The organism is Bacillus carboniphilus (assembly GCF_039522365.1).
GTDB lineage: Bacteria > Bacillota > Bacilli > Bacillales > JC228 > Bacillus_BF > Bacillus_BF carboniphilus.
The window spans coordinates 35962-54248 of record NZ_BAAADJ010000008.1 but is presented as its reverse complement, the minus strand read 5'-3'; the positions used below and the strand labels follow the sequence as shown (position 1 = coordinate 54248).

Sequence of the window (18287 nt, the reverse complement as noted above, 5' to 3'; positions counted from 1 at the left end):
TTCCCATCCCGAACACGGAAGTTAAGCTTCTCAGCGCCGATGGTAGTTGGGGGCTGTCCCCCTGTGAGAGTAGGACGTTGCCAGGTAAAGTGAAGCAACCTAATGATTAGGTTGCTTTTTTGTATGGTTGATAGGGACATGTAGGAGAACTTTTCTGATAGAGCATGTATTATTTCTGATAGTAGGCTAAACTTTTCCGATAGCCGCCGAAAAGATAACCGGCTCTTGATTAAAATTTAAATAAAAGTCGGTTACCAAGTACTTTATTTATTAAGATCCGGCTAAAGAAGAGCTACGGATGTACGAATGGAGTACACCCGTAGCCTGAGTTCCGAAAAGAGTAGCCTAAGTTCCGAATCCCAACAAAATGTGAAAACTCTTGTGTATGTCCTTTAAACGGACATACACATAACCGGGCTATTGCCCATATGGTATAGTAATGTGATAAAACAATTCGGAAAACAATGCAAATTTTGAATAGTACTAGATAAAATTGTCCATCCTAACAGTATGGAGGTGGAGATTGATGACCGCAATTCAAAAGTCAGGAGAGTACAAAGAATTGTGTATCGTCTGTGAAGAGGAGAAAGAATTGGGGATTCACCTTAATACATCTTTTCTTTGTGTAGAATGTGAAAAGACAATGCTATCTGTTGAACCGTCAGAGCCGTTATACCGATATTTTATTGAAAAGTTAAGAAAGATTAAGAGTGTACAAATCTTTTCTTAATTTAGAGTATTTAGGAGTCGAGGAGCCCTTTTTATATAGGGATACCTTGGCTTATTTTTTTCACATTAAGAAAGTATAAAATTTTAGCACAGATGTATAATCGACGTGGTCAAGATTTTTAGGATTGAAGTATAAGGGAAACTACACCTAATCACCGCCTAAAGGCTCGCCAATCGGCAAGTTTTCTTTATAATCTCTATTCGTTTCTTGAATCGGCTTGTTTCCTGTTTCAATCGTTGATACAATTAATTTATTTGAAAGAAAAAGGAGCTAGCTTCCTCATGGATATTCAGGAGCGTATGCCTCTATATAAAGCCCTTCATAAACACATCCAATTAAATTCAACATCATTCCATGTGCCAGGTCATAAGAATGGTTTGTTGTTTCAAGGACAATCTAATATATTGGCTGCAGATATTACTGAGATATCTGGTATGGATGACTTATATCATCCCACAGGCATCATAATGGAGGCTCAACAGCTTTTAACAAGCTTATATCGCAGTGATCAGAGTTTATTTTTAGTAGGGGGATCTACCGTTGGTAATCTCTCTATGATATATGGGACGTGTACTGAGGGAGATACAGTACTAGTCCAGCGGAATTGCCATAAGTCGATTATTCATGGACTTATACTTGCAAAGGTAGTGCCCGTTTTTATGGAGCCTGAATATGACTATGAAACTGGAATAGCAAAAGGGGTAGCTGTTAATACAGTAAAAGAAGCAGTGACTCTGCATCCTCATGCTAAAGCAATTATTTTAACCTATCCCAATTATTATGGAATGGTTGACCCGATTCAGGAAGTAATACAGTTCGCCCATTCTGTTGACCTTCCTGTTTTAGTGGATGAGGCACATGGGGCCCATTTTATTGGGAAAGGCCCATTTCCACATTCTTCTTTTGAACTAGGAGCTGATGTTGTTGTCCAGTCGGCTCATAAGACGCTACCGACTTTAACGATGGGAGCCTTCTTGCATATAAGAGAGGGATTAGTCGATGCTCATACGATTAGGGAAGCTTTAGCAATATTACAGACTAGTAGTCCTTCGTATCTAATCATGGCATCATTAGATTATGCTCGTTCCTATTTGGGGACATTTTCAGATGAAGATTATGTTTTTTGGCAACAGTATCGTCAGGAAATTGTCTCTTGTTTACATAGCATTCAAGCAATCGAATGTATTGATCGTTCAAATGATGACCCACTAAAGATAACAATACGGATGTCTAGTGGAGAAAATGGTCAGACTCTGCAAAGGTACTTAGAAGGCAAAGGGATTTTCCCTGAGTTTTCAGACCCTAGGTATGTTCTTCTTATTTTCCCTTTATTTAAAGTGAAACATGAACAACAGGCTACTGGTTACTTAAAGGTTCTTAAGGAAGCACTACAAAATCTCCCGTATGATTTTACTAAACGATTAAAAGAAGAAATGAAGAATTATAGAGACTTTGGCCAATCGAAGGTTCATATACCTGAGATTCCGCTTTATCAAGTGAAACAAACCAAGAAGAAATGGCTGTCGCTGTCTAGTGCAGTTGGCCATGTATCGGGTGGTATGATTATTCCATATCCGCCAGGAATTCCATTGTTAATGCCAGGAGAGGTCATTCAACAACACCATATTCAATACCTACATGAAATCAGCAAAAATAACATACATGTGCAAGGGGATGGCTGGGATTTGGACCAGTACATTCTTGTGTTAGCGTGAGGAGAGACTTACAGTGGCTAAAGGTTTATTTATTACGTTTGAAGGTCCAGAAGGGGCTGGGAAAACAACGATTTTAAAAATGGTCGCAGAGCACTTTCAAGACCAATATTCAATTGTTACAACTAGGGAACCTGGTGGTATTAAGATAGCTGAAAAAATTAGAGAGGTTATTTTAAACCCTGAACATACAGAAATGGATTCGAAAACAGAAGCATTATTATATGCTGCAGCGAGAAGACAGCATCTTGTTGAAAAGGTCATTCCAGCATTAGATGCGGGGAAAATTGTTCTCTGTGACCGTTTTATTGATGCATCCCTTGTCTATCAAGGATATGCTAGAGGAATTGGTATTCAAGAAGTATTAGAAATTAACCAATTTGCTATTGAAAATCTAATGCCTGATGCTACTTTTTATTTTGATATTCGCCCGGAAGTCGGTATGGAAAGAATCGAAAAACATAAAGGTAGAGAAGTTAATCGCCTTGATTTAGAAACAATGGATTTTCACAAGCGAGTCAGAGAAGGCTATCTGTTAGTGGCTGGTCAATTCCCTGACCGAATTATCAACATGAATGCAGAACAGTCCATTGAAGAAGTTTATAAGTCTATTGAAGAAAAAATGGCCAAAATTTTGCATTCTTGGTCTAATCGTTCATAGTAGCTGATGGTATAAAAGCAAGAAACAATCAGAAAACAGCTTTTAAAAAGAGGATTTAATAGTGGTTTGCTCGAATCATAATAGTACGATTACCCTTTAGAATAAACCACATGAAGACAGCTTGTGTGTGGGTTGAAATATTACAACAGTGACTTTTCACCAATGTTTCGTTTCAATAATATATTGGTATAATACAGATAAAGAGAGAAACGGAGGAAAAGTTTCATGAAGCTAATCTTAGCTGTAATTCAAGACCAAGATAGTAATCGTTTATTAAATGCTCTGGTGGAGCACAATTTCAGAGCAACAAAGTTAGCCTCAACGGGTGGTTTCTTAAAATCGGGGAATACAACTTTTATGATTGGGACGGAAGATATACGGGTTCAAAAAGCGTTAGATATCATTAGGGACAATTGTAAATCAAGAGAGCAAATGGTTGCTCCAGTTTCTCCAATGGGTGGAAATGCAGATTCGTATGTACCCTATCCAGTAGAAGTAGAAGTTGGAGGGGCTACCGTATTTGTATTACCAGTAGAACAATTTATGCATTTCTAAACGGATGTGAAATATATGAAAATTCAACAAGAGGTACGAGTGGGAATAGATTCTCTTCGTCAAGATTCCAAGCATGCTAATTTAAACAGTCCTTCTTTTCATTCGATTGTTGAGAAACAAGGCAACAGAATGAAAAATGAGGAATTAGGTAAGTTGCTAAATTCAATCGACCAAGCAGGCCAACGACTCGTTCGTTCTCGGCATTTTCAGGATTTAGCTAAATTCAAAACCCTCGTTAAACGGTTTGTTAAAGAAGCCATTGATTATGGCTTAAGTTTAAAACAATCAAAAAGCTGGAGTGGATTTGGCGAAAATCGTACGTTAAGGCTTGTTGAAACAATCGATGAAAAATTAGTTGATCTAACTGAGGAGTTAAGAAGTAGTGAAAAGGATTCCTTGCAACTACTGGAAGAGATCGGAGAAATAAAAGGGTTATTGATTAACCTATACACATAAGGGGTGATCCCTTGACTCAAAAATGGACACATTTACAGACGAAACAACCGACAGCTGAAAAGATGTTGCGACAAGCTATAATCAGGGATCGATTAGCACATGCTTATTTATTTGAAGGTACGAAAGGGACTGGTAAATTAGAAGCCAGTCGACTATTAGCACAAAGTTTCTTCTGCCATCAGCTTATTGATGATTACATGCCTTGTGGTGAATGCCACCATTGTAAAAGGATTGAAAGTGGAAATCATCCAGATGTTCATCTGATTGAACCAGATGGTCAATCCATAAAAAAAGGTCAAATACAAGCCTTGCAGGAGGAATTCTCCAAGTCGGGAATGGAATCTTCAAAGAAATTTTATACGATTGTCCATGCTGACCGGATGACGACCAATGCTGCGAACAGTTTACTAAAATTCCTTGAGGAACCTCATCAACAAACGATAGCAATTTTGATCACAGAACAAGTTCAAAAGATGCTAAGTACCATTCTTTCCCGCTGTCAAATCATCTCATTTCGTCCTTTATCTACTAATCTGTTAATTCAACAACTCGTAGAATCAGGTGTACCACAAGATATGGCTACGCTTCTTTCACAGTTAACACAAAATGTAGATGAAGCTCTATTGTTACTAAATGATGAGTGGTTTGCACAAGCACGAAAAAAAGTGTTAAAATTATATGAAGCCATACAAAAAAGTGAAGGAGAAGCACTTTTATGGCTTCAACAAGAATGGTACAAGCATTTTCAAGATCGGGATCAGATTCATATAGGGCTAGATATGTTCTTATTTATATATAGAGACGTATTATCTATACAAATGGATAAAAGGGAAAGGCTTACATTTCCAGGATTTTTGAAAGAATTAGAGCAGTCAGCCTTACATTTATCTCAGAAAACGATTCTTTTATCAATAGAGACCATTTTACACACCAAGCGTATGCTTGATGCCCATACTAATAACCAGCTCCTTATGGAACAAATGGTACTGAACTTGCAGGAGGGATCGTCAGTTGTTTAAAGTTGTTGGCGTTCGTTTTAAGAAAGCTGGTAAAATATATTATTTCGATCCTGGTGATCTTTTGCTTCAAAAAGACGATTTTGTGATTGTCGAGACCGTACGAGGAGTTGAATACGGACGAATCGTTATCGGACCGAAAGAAGTGGACGAGCATGATGTGGTTTTACCTTTAAAAAAGGTCTTACGCATTGCAGATCAAAAGGATCGAATGATCGTTGAGGAAAATAAAGATGCAGCAAAAGAGGCATATGATGTTTGTTGTGAAAAAGTAGAAGAACATGGACTAGATATGAAATTAGTTGATGTTGAATATACATTTGACCGGAATAAAGTGATATTCTATTTTACAGCAGACGGACGTGTTGATTTTAGAGAATTAGTGAAGGATTTAGCTTCTATATTTCGGACTAGAATTGAACTTCGCCAAATCGGTGTAAGAGATGAGGCCAAAATGCTAGGTGGAATTGGCCCATGTGGAAGGATGCTTTGTTGTTCTACATTCTTAGGTGATTTCGAGCCTGTCTCTATAAAAATGGCTAAGGATCAAAATCTTTCTTTAAACCCTACAAAGATATCTGGTCTATGTGGTCGTTTAATGTGTTGTTTAAAGTATGAAAATGATGAATACGAGTTAGCAAGAAATGAATTGCCAGATGTAGGGGAATTAGTTCAAACTCCATTAGGAGAAGGGAAAATTGTGGGACTGAATATACTAGAGAGAGTATTACAGGTTGAAATCCCTGAGCAGGAAAGAGTTCTAGAATATACGTTAGATGAAATCAGAAATCAGGATGCTGTTTCCTACTAATCCGCAAATTTGAGGTGGATAGGCTTTGGAAAAAAAAGAAATATTTGATGCATTAAGTAATTTAGAGCAACAAATTGGTCATTTGTATACACAACTTGGGGAAATGAAGCAGCATTTAGCAGAAATTTTAGAGGAGAACAATACGTTACAGATTGAAAATGAACACCTTCGAAAAAGGTTAGAACAAACATCATCGTCTAATGGTCAAAAGACGAGCGAAGGTCATTCATCAGATGATGATAGCCGTACGGTTGATGTGGGCGAAGGGTACGATAACCTGGCGAGACTATATCAAGAAGGCTTTCACATTTGCAATCTACATTTTGGAAGCCCTCGTAAAGAGGGAGATTGCCTTTTTTGTTTATCTTTTCTCAATAAAAAGTAATTGGATGAGAGTCTTCCGTAGTTAAGGAAGGCTCTTTTTCTAAGATTGTAACAGAATGGAAGGTTTATTTATGGATTGGTTAACTGGGGATGAAAGATTAGATTTTTTATATGCGGAAGGTCTAAGGATTATCCAAAGCTCATCTGTTTTTTCCTTTTCTATTGATGCTGTTTTACTAGCAAACTTTGCCTATGTTCCTATCCGTAAAGGAAAAATCCTGGACTTATGCAGTGGAAACGGTGTTATTCCACTTCTTCTCTCGGGACGTACGAAAGCTCCTATTATAGGAGTAGAGTTACAAGGGAAACTTCATAATATGGCCGTTAGAAGTGTTGCTTACAACCATCTAGAAAATCAGATTGAGATGATACATGGTGATTTAAAAGAGATGCCAAAACATCTGGGGCAGGGGCAGTTTGACGCCATTACTTGTAATCCGCCTTATTTTCAAACACCTTCAAAAGAGATTCAAAATCGAAATGAACACTATGCTCTTGCTCGCCATGAAATTGCGTGTACTCTAGAAGATGTAATTGCTGCTTGTTCAAAATTGGCTAAATCAGGAGCAAAAGTATCAATCGTTCACCGACCAGGGCGCTTAATGGATTTGTTTACATTGATGAGAGAATATAGATTAGAACCCAAACGGCTTCAGTTTGTGTATCCTAAACCGGGTAAAGAAGCTAACATAATCTTGATTGAAGGAGTAAAAGATGGGAATCCAGACTTAAAAGTACTTCCACCTCTCTTCATATATAAGGATGACAATCAATACTCTGAACAGGTTGGAGAATTATTGTACGGGAAAAATGGTGGTGGAGGTAATGATGGATCGTAACAATCATTTTATGTATGTTTTGGAATGTGCTGATGGAACGTTTTATGCAGGTTACTCTACAGATGTGGGGAAAAGGGTGCTTACTCACAATAGTGGAAAAGGGGCCAAATATACAAGGCCACGCTTACCGGTTACATGTATTTATTATGAAAGTTTTCAATCAAAAAGAGAAGCACTACAAGAGGAATATGCATTTAAGCAATTAACCAGGAAGCAGAAAGAACAATACCTTCATAATAAGGTGGGGCAGCAACATGTGGAAGCAAAAAAGCTATAAACAGGAAGATAGAGGGGCGCTTTATCTCGTCCCTACACCAATTGGGAATCTAAAAGACATGACCTTTCGGGCGATTGAAGTTCTGAAGGAAGCAGACCTAATTGCTGCGGAGGATACTCGAAATACGATAAAACTATGTAATCACTTTGAGATACAAACTTCATTAGTTAGTTATCACGAACATAATAAGGAAACGAGTGGTGAAAAACTAATCGCTTCTATTTTAGAAGGCAAGAAGGTTGCGCTGGTTTCCGATGCTGGATTACCAGCTATTTCTGATCCTGGATGGGAACTCGTCGCAAAGTGTAAGGAAGAGCGTATACCAGTTATTGCTTTACCGGGAGCAAATGCTGGTATTACCGCACTGATTGCTTCGGGAATTATGCCACAACCCTTTTACTTCCATGGATTTTTAAACAGGAATAAGAAAGATAGAAAGAGGGAGTTAGAGGGATTACGAGGAAAGCAAGAAACTCTAATTTTTTATGAAGCCCCTCACCGAATTAAACAAACTCTTGAAGATTTATTAACAACATTCGGTATTCGAAAGGCGACCATTTGCAGAGAGTTAACAAAAGTCCATGAAGAATATTTGCATGGAACACTCGAGGAGCTTGTAACACTTTTACAGGAAGAGCCACTAAAAGGTGAAATATGTTTAATTGTTGAAGGGTCTACAGAAGAAATATCCGAATTGGAAGACCTTTGGTGGGGATCGTTATCGGTTGTTGAGCATGTAAACTTTTATATAGAAGAAAAGGGACTTTCATCAAAGGAAGCCATTAAACAGACAGCTATTGATCGTTCCATGCCTAAGAGGGATGTTTATCAAACTTTTCATGTACAAGAGACATAAAAGGAAACTAGCAAACGAACTATATAGTGAAAGAAAAAAGCTTCTTTCTATGGGAAAGAAGCTTTTCTTATATGTAAAACTTATTTTGCAACTGTTAGGTGGCTTTGGATTTCGTTAATAAGCATTTCTGCACCTTCGCGACTTAGGACAAGCTTTCCTCCGGCAAGAGCAATGTTATCATCGGAAACCTCACCTGTGATTTGACAAGTCATATTAGGCTTATATTTCTTTAAGATAATCTTGTCATCATCTACATAGATTTCTAAAGCGTCTTTTTCAGCAATACCTAATGTTCTACGTAGCTCGATAGGAATAACCACACGACCTAATTCGTCTACCTTACGGACAATACCAGTTGATTTCATTTTGAAAATCTCCTCTCATTTTATATCTATCTTTTTTTTATCAATTTCGCCATTATTCGACAAATTTCATGTATTTATAATACCAGCCATTCCCAAATCCGTCAATAATTTTATTTTATTGGCCAGACCAATTTTTAAAAAGAATAACTATGAACCTTATAGGACAGGGTTTAAGGGAACTTTGGGGAAAATATATGAAACCCCTCCTCGTGAAGATAATTCGACAAAATTCACCACATTCGACATGAATAGTAGAACTCTTGATTTAATGCCTTCTTTCATGTATATTTTGCAAGAAAAAGGAATAGAGACCATCCTGAAAAGGTTACAATTATATAGGTATACGTTAAAATAGAAGTGTGAGATGTTACGGTTAGCACTGCTCTATGCATGTAAATTGCAAGAGTTATAATTTACATATTTCAATTGATAGAATTTAGGAGGCAATTTAGATGGGACAATCAGAAAAAACGTTTTATATAACTACACCTATTTATTACCCAAGTGGTAATCTTCACATTGGGCATGCCTATACAACGGTTGCAGGAGATGCGATGGCACGTTATAAGCGCCTGAGAGGGTTTAATGTCATGTATTTAACCGGAACGGATGAACACGGACAAAAAATTCAAAGAAAAGCAGAGGAAGAGAACGTAACTCCTCAAGCATACGTTGATAATATTGTGTCTGGTATTAAGACATTATGGGATAAGTTAGACATTTCATATGATGATTTTATTCGTACAACAGAGAAAAGGCACAAGGATGCTGTCGAAAAGATTTTTGCAAGACTTGTTGAGCAGGGGGATATTTATCTAGATCAATACGAAGGCTGGTACTGTACACCTTGTGAATCCTTCTTTACAGAGCGTCAATTAAATGAGGGGAAATGTCCAGACTGTAGCCGTGAGGTAGAAAAAGTTAAAGAGGAATCTTACTTTTTTAAGATGAGTAAGTATGTAGATAGACTTGTTCAGTATTACGAAGATCACCCCGAGTTTATCCAACCAGAATCACGTAAAAATGAAATGTTGAATAACTTTATCAAGCCTGGTCTTGAAGACTTAGCTGTATCTAGAACAACATTTGATTGGGGAGTTAAAGTCCCAGGTGATCCAAAACATGTTATTTATGTTTGGATTGATGCTCTTTCAAACTATATAACAGCATTAGGCTATGGAAGTGAAGATGATCAGAAGTATCAGAAATATTGGCCTGCTGATGTTCATCTTGTCGGAAAGGAAATAATAAGATTCCATACGATTTACTGGCCGATTATGTTAATGGCACTTGATCTTCCTCTTCCTAAGAAAGTGTTTGGTCATGGCTGGTTACTAATGAAAGACGGTAAAATGTCTAAATCAAAAGGTAATGTAGTGGATCCGGTTACGTTAATTGATCGATACGGATTAGATGAATTACGTTACTATTTATTGCGTGAAGTTCCATTTGGTTCAGATGGGGTATTCACACCGGAAGGGTTTGTAGAAAGAATTAACTTTGATTTAGCAAATGACTTAGGTAACCTCCTGAATCGTACTGTAGCTATGATTGATAAATACTTTGATGGAGAAATCCCGACCTACAAGGGTTCTAACAACTCATTTGAACAGGGCTTACTTAAGATGAATGAAGAAACCGTTCAAAAGTATGAAGAAGCAATGGAAAATATGGAGTTTTCAGTTGCCCTAGCCTCTTTATGGCAGTTAGTAAGTCGTACAAACAAGTTTATTGATGAAACGCAGCCATGGGTGTTAGCAAAAGATGAGGCGAAGAAGGATGAACTGGGTAGTGTAATGGTTCATTTAGCGGAATCTTTAAGAAGGATTGCTGTGCTTTTACAACCATTCTTAACGAAGACTCCTAGTGGGATTTTTGATCAACTTCAAATTACAGATTTAGCATTAAAATCATGGGATAGCTTGACAGAATTTGGCCGTATTCCTGCAGGAACAAAGGTTAATAAAGGGAAACCATTGTTCCCACGCCTAGAAGTGGAAGAAGAGGTTCAATATATTAAAGATCAAATGTCCGGTGGCGTTAAAGAAGAATCAAAAGCTTCCATTGAAGAAAAGCCTGAAACAGATGAGATTACAATTGATGATTTCATGAAGGTGGATTTAAGAGTTGCAAAAGTCGTTCATTGTGAACCTGTTAAAAAGGCGGATAAATTATTAAAACTACAATTAGATTTAGGATATGAAAAACGACAAGTAGTTTCAGGAATTGCAGAACATTATAAACCAGAAGAGTTAATTGGCAGAAAAGTAATCTGTGTTACAAATCTAAAGCCAGTAAAGCTTCGCGGAGAATTATCAGAAGGTATGATATTGGCGGGTAAAAAAGATGGTGTTCTTTCTTTAGCAACCGTTGGTGATGAATTAGAAATTGGTGCTCAAGTAAAATAAATTTTACTATATTGGTAAAACATAGGAATGTTTCACGTGGAACTTTGCGTGTTACAATCCTATGTTTTTTATTTCATGGCTTCCACTACTATTAAATCTAGTCTTGGTAGATCTAATTTATATTTAAAACTTCAACATTAAAATTTGTAACACTAATGGAAAATATTATACAAAAACAATAATAAAGTTTTTTTAAGATAACAGTATGCGGTATATGTATTCTGACCATTTCAAAAAAAGTAAATATTTACCCCTATGAAGGAAATAAGGAAGCTGCTACTTTAAAAGGAGAGATAAAATGTTATTTGATACACACGTTCATTTGAATGATAAACAATTCGAAGACGATTTAGAGGTAGTTATTAAAAGAGCTCTTGAACAGGGTGTGCAGAACATGGTGGTGGTCGGGTTTGATCGACCAACTATAAAAAGAGCCATAGAATTAGTGGAGACATATGATTTTTTATATGCAAGTGTAGGGTGGCATCCTGTTGATGCTATCGATATGGTTGAGGAAGATTTACAGTATTTAGAAGAACTTTCAAAGCATCCAAAAGTCGTAGCTTTGGGAGAAATGGGATTAGACTATCACTGGGATAAATCTCCGAAAGATGTACAGAAAGAAGTGTTTAGAAAACAAATTCAACTTGCAAAAAAGGTAAAGCTCCCTATTATCATTCATAATAGAGAGGCTACTGAGGATATTGTAGCTATTTTGAGAGAAGAGGGTGCAGAAGAAGTAGGAGGAATCATGCATTGTTTTAGTGGTAGTGTCGAAATTGCAAAACAATGTGTGGATATGAATTTCTATATTTCTCTTGGCGGGCCTGTTACATTTAAGAATGCTAAAAAGCCAAAGGAAGTTGCAGAGGCTATACCATTAGATAAACTTTTAATTGAAACAGACTGTCCTTACTTGGCCCCGCATCCAAATAGAGGGAAGCGGAATGAACCCTCATATGTAACCTTGGTTGCAGAAGAAATCGCCAACCTTAAGGGGTTGAGCTATGAGGAAGTAACCAATCAGACGACTGTAAATGCCAAGAAACTTTTCGGCATATCCTGACATCACTTATTGTCGAATTCTGTTTAAGCTTGTCCAACCTTTTTCTTATTCTCTAAAGTTCTACAAGTCTCCATTGAATCATAGGATAACCATGTCGATAAGTCTTCCTTTCCTTTTTTCTGTGAGTCGTGCATAATAGATTCTAAATCGCAGAAATGAGGTTAAGGGTTGACAATTGATAGTTACCTCTATATAATCACTTCCGTGAGAAGGAGGCGTTTTTCATCGTGACAAACCACTTGAAAAACCTGTTTTCCGAAATGAGTAAAGGGAGACTTTTACTGCTTTCATTCGGTGCTGTCATCTTTTTAATCGCACTATCGTTTATGGTATACGAAGGTACCAAAAAAACGGTTGCCATATCGATAGACGGTGAAGAGAGAATCGTTAAAACACATGCCGATACTGTAAATGATATTTTAGAAGATTTAGAGATACAGGTCCGTGCAGAGGATTTTCTATCTCCTAAGGCAGATACAAAGATTAAGAACAACTTAGAAATCGCCTGGGAACCAGCTAAGCAGGTAACCATTTCATTTAACGATAAAGAACCAAACAAAGTCTGGACGACAGCGGATTCTGTAGAAGAGCTGTTAAAGAATCAAAATATTTCTGTAAAAGAGCAAGATAAAATAGTACCAGGCTTAGAAACAGAAATAAAAAGTGGCTTAAATGTAACCATTGAGGAAGCATTTCAAGTTACGTTAGTAGATGGCGGTAAAGAAAAGGACGTTTGGTCCACTTCGACTACGGTCGCTGACTTTTTAAAACAGCAAGGTGTTCAACTGAACGAACTAGACAAAGTTGAGCCAAAGTTAGAGCAAACCATCGACAACGAAAGTAAGATTAGCGTTGTTCGAGTAGAAAAAGTCACCGATGTAGTGGAAGAAGCTGTTGATTATGCCGTTGTAACGAAGAATGACTCAAGCTTGAAAAAGGGTACAGAAAAAGTAGTTCAACAAGGTCAAGAAGGCCTGGTATCCAAAACATATGAAGTAGTAATGGAAAATGGTAAAGAAGTTTCTCGTAAACTAGTAGAAACAAAGACGTTAAAAGATAGTCAGGATAAAGTAGTTGCAATTGGAACCCAAGTGCAGGTAGCTAGTATTTCGCGTGGCTCTGAACCTGTAAATGGCAAAGAGTTTTATGTGAATTCAACGGCTTATACCGCTTATTGTACAGGTTGTTCGGGGATCACAACGACAGGAATTAACTTACGTCAAAATCCGGACATGAAAGTAATTGCAGTCGACCCAAGTGTAATTCCTTTAGGTACAAAAGTATATGTAGAGGGATACGGCCATGCTGTTGCTGGGGATACAGGTTCTGCTATCAAAGGGAATAAAATTGATGTATTCTTCCCAACAAAGGCTGAGGCCTACCGCTGGGGCGTAAAAAAAGTTAAAATAACGATATTAGAGTAAAACAGAGGATTTCTCTTCCTCTGTTTTTTGTTTGTTTAAAAATGAGTTATTCTATATAAATAGACGATAATATTACATAAATGTTACAGGATTGAGGAAAAAAGATGAGAAAGATTAAAGAAGTCATTGTTGTTGAGGGTAAAGATGATACGGTCGCCGTTAAAAGGGCTGTACAGGCGGACACAATTGAAACGAATGGTTCAGCCATACCTCGATATGTTATAGACCAAATCAAATTAGCAAAAGAAAAAAGAGGAGTCATTGTATTTACTGACCCAGACTATCCAGGTCAAAGAATACGTTCAATCATCGATAAAGAGGTACCAGGATGTAAACATGCTTTCCTACCTAAAAATGAAGCGATTCAAAAGCGTGGAAAAGGAGTTGGAGTTGAACATGCCTCTAGCGAAGCCATCCAGCAAGCGCTTCAACATGCCTATACTACCAATGAAGAAGTTGAAGAAGTAATCACACATGAAGACTTGATTCTTGCGGGCCTCATTGCAGGTGGGGATTCTAAAAAGAGAAGAGAGAAATTAGGGCAGTTTTTAAAGATAGGCTATGCTAATGGAAAACAGCTACATAAGAGGTTATTAACCTTTCGTATAACTAAACAACAATTTACGGACGCGTTACGCTACTTGGAGCAGGAGGGGTACCATGACTAAAGATATTGCAACTCCAGTAAGGACAAGAGAAATATTAGAAAAATACGGGTTTTCGTTTAAAAAGAGTCTAGGGCAAAATTTTTTAATTGATCCTAACATATTGAAAAAAATTGTTTCCTACGCTGATTTAACCGAGGAAAGTGGCGCAATCGAGATAGGCCCCGGTATCGGTGCATTAACAGAACAATTAGCTAAATCTTGTAAAAAAGTAGTTGCCTTTGAAATTGACCAACGATTGTTGCCTATCTTGGAAGATACCCTACAGGAATATCCTCAGGTTACGATTTTACACCAAGACATATTAGAGGCTGACATAAGTACTGTAATGAAAAAGCATTTTATAGAGCAAAAAGATGTTATGGTTGTAGCAAACCTACCATACTATGTGACAACACCGATATTGATGAAGCTACTTCATGATCAAATACCAGTCAGAGGTTTTGTTGTGATGATGCAAAAGGAAGTAGCAGATCGACTCGCTGCTGAACCGGGTACAAAAGAATATGGTTCATTGTCGATTGCAATTCAATATTACACAGTGCCTGAGAAGGTCATGATTGTTCCTAAATCCGTTTTTATGCCCCAACCTAATGTGGATTCAGCGGTAGTTAGGTTAACACGTCGTGAGCAGCCTCCTGTGAGGGTTACAGATGAAGAGTTCTTTTTCACTGTAACAAGAACATCGTTTGCACAAAGAAGAAAAACATTATTGAACAACTTAACAAATGGTTTACCAGATGGGAAGATAAAGAAAGATGAAATACTAGCTGCATTAGATTCTGTTGATATCGATCCACAACGTAGAGGGGAGACATTGAGTATAGATGAATTTGCTAATTTAGCCAATGCACTGCATCCGATTTTCAAATGACTTAGTTTATTCCAAATAGTGCTGGTGAATTTCAATCTAGTGAACATAAGCATACTCATTTCCTTTCACAAACGGCCTATCCCATGCATAGCCTAAGGTAGAGAATCTATAGGCAACATGCATGGAGTGAGAAATTGTGATTATAAAAAGAAATGACATTGTTGGTCGAAACTCCTATCAATGCGATATATTATTTCAAGTTTTAGATATTAAGGAAGAGTACGGACAGAAAAAAGCCATACTAAAAGGGCAAGATTTTCGTTTAATAGCAGATGCCCCATTAGAGGATTTAGTTCTCATTCCAAAAAACGAGCAACTGCGTTTTGAAAGAGAATTTCGCTCCTTAGAAAATCATTCATTGCAGTTATTTCGACAGGATGTAGAGCTTTTAAAGGAAAGACAAGAATATGATTCGACAAAGGGCTATGATACGCAAGCTACTTACTTTCAAATTCCAGGAAGGGTTCTTCATATTGATGGAGATCCTTCCTACCTGCAGAAATGCTTAGCGATGTATGAAAAAATTGGTGTTCCCGTGTATGGGGTGCATTGTTTAGAGCGGGAGATGCCTCATCGGATTGAGGAACTGCTTGATCAGTATAGACCAGACATTTTGGTGATAACAGGACATGATTCATATTCAAAAACAAAAGGGAAAAAATCCGATTTAAATGCATATAGGCATTCTAGACATTTTGTGAAAACCGTCCAAAAAGCTAGATTAAAAGTACCTAGCCTTGATCAATTAGTCATCTTTGCTGGTGCCTGTCAATCTCATTTTGAGTCGCTGATTCAATCTGGAGCTAATTTTGCCAGTTCACCATCAAGAGTTAATATCCATGCATTAGATCCTGTTTATATTGTTGCAAAGATCAGCTTTACTCCTTTTGTTGATCGTATTCATGTATGGGATGTTTTAAGAAACACGTTGACAGGTGAAAAAGGCCTAGGTGGGATTGAAACAAAAGGAGTATTAAGAACAGGTGCTCCATTCAATCCTATTCAGGATCTTGATGAGGAAGAATATTGGGGAGAGTAATCACAACTCGTAAAGACTCGCCGATTGGCGAGTTTTCTTTACTCCCTCGATTTATTTACGCATATTCGAAAAAAACATACTATATTTCATACATATTTAGGAAGTAAATGGTTTATGATAGAAAATGTAGAAATAAAGGAGGATTTGTAGACGAAAAATCATTGACAAATGTTTTTAATGGTTGATATAATTTAAAATTTATTTGACTATTATCCTCCCCTTTGGTATAATTAAATCATGCGAGGTGGACGGAAATGCCAAAAACGTTAGCAGATATAAAAAGAAATTTAGATTCTCAATTAGGGAAGCGATTGATGCTAAAAGCAAATGGCGGTCGACGTAAAACGATTGAGCGCTCAGGCGTATTAGCTGAAACTTATCCTTCCGTTTTTGTCGTTGAGTTGGACCAAGAAGAAAATGCTTTTGAACGTGTTTCATACAGCTATGCCGATATCCTTACACAAACTGTACAGTTAACTTTTGACGAAGAACAAAACGGGAGCCTAGCTCTAGGGCAGCAGTAGACATTAGTTTGCTGCTTTTTTGTTTGCTTATTTTTCCTTGATTACTTACTAAATTCTTGTTCGTTTAAAAATAAGTTATATCAGACAGAACATAGGGGAGGGACCTATTTATAGGTCCCTTCCTTTTTATTGGTCAACTCCCTTTAAAAGGTTTAGTTAATTCTATACTTTTGTACAAAATAAAACATGTCACAACTATTTGTTTCATGGTGTTTAGTATTCATCCTAGGATACACATTTCCCAATATGCTTTTAAGCTTGAAGTGTGTATATGAAAAGGGGGAAGCGGTCATGGCAAGAAGAAGAGGTATCATGTCAGATCACTTTAAAGAGGAGCTTGCTAAAGAGCTTGGTTTCTATGATGTTGTGCAGCAAGAAGGCTGGGGAGGAATCAGAGCTCGTGATGCAGGGAATATGGTTAAACGAGCCATTGAACTTGCAGAACAACAGTTACTACAAGCGAAAAAATAAGAGGGTCGTTACTTGGTACATCAATCTAAATAGTTGTGACAACTAGAGGAGGGTATAAAAACCCTCCTTTTGATGTTATAAGCTGCACCACATTAAGTGTATAATCTTAACATGGTTATTTTATGAAATTTAGCGTTTAATTCATATTATAGATAATATGTTTTTTCGACTTTTTTCAACAAAAGGATTAAGTTTTCTGAAGAAAATTCAATATCTATACATAAATATGATAAAATACGATAAAAATGCGGAATCGTAGGTTGGGGTCGATATACATGAAATATTTATTGAAAGCACCTGCCAAAATAAACCTTTCCTTGGATGTGCTTTATAAGCGGGATGACGGCTATCATGAGGTAGAGATGGTCATGACGACAATTGATTTAGCCGATCGTATAGAAATTGAAGAATGTACAAGTGGTGATATTCAATTACATTCACAATATCGTTTTGTACCAGATGACGATCGAAATTTAGCGTATCAAGCGGCCAAGCTTATAAAGGAAAAATATCAAATCAAGCAAGGAGTTACCATTTCACTTGAAAAGAACATTCCGGTTGCTGCTGGTCTGGCAGGTGGTAGTAGTGATGCAGCGGCTGTTTTGAGAGGTTTAAACTCGATGTGGAACCTAGGGCTAAGTAATCATGAACTAGCGGATTTAGGGGCACAGATAGGGTCTGATGTATCTTTTTGTGTACATGGAGGGACTGCCTTAGCCAAAGGCCGTGGTGAGATTATTACACCCTTACCTTCTCCGCCGCATTGCTGGGTTATATTAGCTAAGCCGACAATCGGTGTTTCGACTGCGGATGTTTATAAGAGGTTAAATGTGAATTCAGTTTCTCACCCAAATACAAAAGCGGTAATTGAGGCTCTTAAGGAAAATAACTATCAAGGACTCTGTCGAAATGTGGGGAATGTACTCGAGAGTGTAACATTACAAATGCACCCAGAAGTTACTGCGATAAAAGAGCAAATGATAAGGTTCGGTGCTGACGCGGTATTGATGAGTGGTAGTGGACCAACAGTATTTGGATTGGTTCAGTATGAATCGAGACTGCACCGTATATACAATGCCTTACGAGGTTTTTGTGATCAAGTGTATGCAGTACGAATTATTGGTGAACAATCTGAACTTGCCTAAAACCGTACA

21 protein-coding genes and 1 rRNA gene are annotated in these 18287 nt (G+C 37.4%); 21 read left to right on the top strand and 1 reads right to left on the bottom strand.

The window, feature by feature from the left end:
- The 12 genes from rrf to rsmI all read left to right on the top strand — a co-directional run.
- Positions 1 to 86: ribosomal RNA gene (rrf, locus tag ABDZ91_RS04730) — 5S ribosomal RNA — on the top strand; the annotation flags it as partial.
- A 440-nt stretch (positions 87 to 526) separates the two neighbouring features.
- Complete coding sequence (locus tag ABDZ91_RS04725; RefSeq protein ID WP_343796817.1) at positions 527 to 730, top strand: sigma factor G inhibitor Gin; 204 nt, start codon at positions 527 to 529, stop codon at positions 728 to 730.
- A 281-nt stretch (positions 731 to 1011) separates the two neighbouring features.
- A complete protein-coding gene (locus ABDZ91_RS04720) occupies positions 1012 to 2445 on the top strand; it encodes an aminotransferase class I/II-fold pyridoxal phosphate-dependent enzyme (RefSeq protein WP_343796815.1) in 1434 nt (477 codons plus the stop codon).
- Between the two features lie 13 nt (positions 2446 to 2458).
- A complete protein-coding gene (gene tmk / locus ABDZ91_RS04715; RefSeq protein WP_343796813.1) occupies positions 2459 to 3103 on the top strand; it encodes a dTMP kinase in 645 nt (214 codons plus the stop codon).
- 225 nt (positions 3104 to 3328) lie between these two features.
- The gene (locus ABDZ91_RS04710) at positions 3329 to 3658 is read left to right on the top strand and encodes a cyclic-di-AMP receptor (RefSeq protein WP_343796812.1); all 330 of its coding nucleotides are present in this window, start codon (positions 3329 to 3331) and stop codon (positions 3656 to 3658) included.
- 15 nt (positions 3659 to 3673) lie between these two features.
- A complete protein-coding gene (locus ABDZ91_RS04705; RefSeq protein ID WP_343796811.1) occupies positions 3674 to 4114 on the top strand; it encodes a YaaR family protein in 441 nt (146 codons plus the stop codon).
- A gap of 11 nt (positions 4115 to 4125) precedes the next feature.
- Positions 4126 to 5133, top strand: coding sequence for a DNA polymerase III subunit delta' (holB, locus tag ABDZ91_RS04700; RefSeq protein WP_343796809.1), 1008 nt, complete (start codon positions 4126 to 4128; stop codon positions 5131 to 5133).
- Positions 5126 to 5941: a PSP1 domain-containing protein gene (locus ABDZ91_RS04695; protein ID WP_343796807.1), complete on the top strand. Its 816-nt coding sequence runs from the start codon at positions 5126 to 5128 to the stop codon at positions 5939 to 5941. Before holB ends, ABDZ91_RS04695 begins: the two co-directional genes overlap by 8 nt.
- A 25-nt stretch (positions 5942 to 5966) precedes the next feature.
- Positions 5967 to 6326: a DNA replication initiation control protein YabA gene (gene yabA, locus ABDZ91_RS04690; protein ID WP_343796806.1), complete on the top strand. Its 360-nt coding sequence runs from the start codon at positions 5967 to 5969 to the stop codon at positions 6324 to 6326.
- Between the two features lie 70 nt (positions 6327 to 6396).
- Positions 6397 to 7164, top strand: a complete 768-nt coding sequence (locus tag ABDZ91_RS04685; RefSeq protein ID WP_343796805.1) for a tRNA1(Val) (adenine(37)-N6)-methyltransferase — start codon at positions 6397 to 6399, stop codon at positions 7162 to 7164.
- The gene (locus ABDZ91_RS04680) at positions 7154 to 7441 is read left to right on the top strand and encodes a GIY-YIG nuclease family protein (RefSeq protein WP_343796823.1); all 288 of its coding nucleotides are present in this window, start codon (positions 7154 to 7156) and stop codon (positions 7439 to 7441) included. Before ABDZ91_RS04685 ends, ABDZ91_RS04680 begins: the two co-directional genes overlap by 11 nt.
- Positions 7419 to 8297, top strand: a complete 879-nt coding sequence (gene rsmI / locus ABDZ91_RS04675) for a 16S rRNA (cytidine(1402)-2'-O)-methyltransferase (RefSeq protein ID WP_343796804.1) — start codon at positions 7419 to 7421, stop codon at positions 8295 to 8297. Before ABDZ91_RS04680 ends, rsmI begins: the two co-directional genes overlap by 23 nt.
- An 80-nt stretch (positions 8298 to 8377) precedes the next feature.
- On the opposite strand, the gene abrB is transcribed toward rsmI, so the two are convergent.
- Positions 8378 to 8662, bottom strand: coding sequence for a transition state genes transcriptional regulator AbrB (gene abrB, locus ABDZ91_RS04670; protein WP_343796803.1), 285 nt, complete (start codon positions 8660 to 8662; stop codon positions 8378 to 8380).
- Positions 8663 to 9114: 452 nt separating this feature from the next.
- Between abrB and metG the strand changes: the two genes are divergently transcribed.
- The 9 genes from metG (at position 9115) to ispE (ending at position 18278) form a co-directional block, all read left to right on the top strand.
- Positions 9115 to 11070: a methionine--tRNA ligase gene (gene metG, locus ABDZ91_RS04665; protein ID WP_343796802.1), complete on the top strand. Its 1956-nt coding sequence runs from the start codon at positions 9115 to 9117 to the stop codon at positions 11068 to 11070.
- Between the two features lie 298 nt (positions 11071 to 11368).
- Complete coding sequence (locus ABDZ91_RS04660) at positions 11369 to 12136, top strand: TatD family hydrolase (RefSeq protein ID WP_343796801.1); 768 nt, start codon at positions 11369 to 11371, stop codon at positions 12134 to 12136.
- Positions 12137 to 12363: 227 nt separating this feature from the next.
- Positions 12364 to 13560 (top strand): resuscitation-promoting factor, encoded by a 1197-nt coding sequence (locus ABDZ91_RS04655; protein WP_343796800.1) that lies wholly within the window; start codon positions 12364 to 12366, stop codon positions 13558 to 13560.
- A gap of 104 nt (positions 13561 to 13664) precedes the next feature.
- Entirely contained in the window at positions 13665 to 14228 is a 564-nt protein-coding gene (gene rnmV, locus ABDZ91_RS04650) for a ribonuclease M5 (RefSeq protein WP_343796799.1), read from the top strand.
- A complete protein-coding gene (gene rsmA, locus ABDZ91_RS04645; protein WP_343796798.1) occupies positions 14221 to 15099 on the top strand; it encodes a 16S rRNA (adenine(1518)-N(6)/adenine(1519)-N(6))-dimethyltransferase RsmA in 879 nt (292 codons plus the stop codon). Before rnmV ends, rsmA begins: the two co-directional genes overlap by 8 nt.
- A gap of 136 nt (positions 15100 to 15235) precedes the next feature.
- Complete coding sequence (gene yabG, locus ABDZ91_RS04640; RefSeq protein ID WP_343796797.1) at positions 15236 to 16138, top strand: sporulation peptidase YabG; 903 nt, start codon at positions 15236 to 15238, stop codon at positions 16136 to 16138.
- Between the two features lie 254 nt (positions 16139 to 16392).
- Entirely contained in the window at positions 16393 to 16662 is a 270-nt protein-coding gene (gene veg, locus ABDZ91_RS04635) for a biofilm formation stimulator Veg (protein WP_343796796.1), read from the top strand.
- A 291-nt stretch (positions 16663 to 16953) separates the two neighbouring features.
- Positions 16954 to 17133 carry a small, acid-soluble spore protein, alpha/beta type gene (locus ABDZ91_RS04630; protein WP_343796794.1) on the top strand — a complete coding sequence of 60 codons (180 nt, stop codon included), beginning with the start codon at positions 16954 to 16956 and terminating at the stop codon, positions 17131 to 17133.
- Positions 17134 to 17408: 275 nt separating this feature from the next.
- Entirely contained in the window at positions 17409 to 18278 is an 870-nt protein-coding gene (gene ispE, locus ABDZ91_RS04625; protein ID WP_343796793.1) for a 4-(cytidine 5'-diphospho)-2-C-methyl-D-erythritol kinase, read from the top strand.
- Positions 18279 to 18287 lie beyond the last annotated feature (9 nt).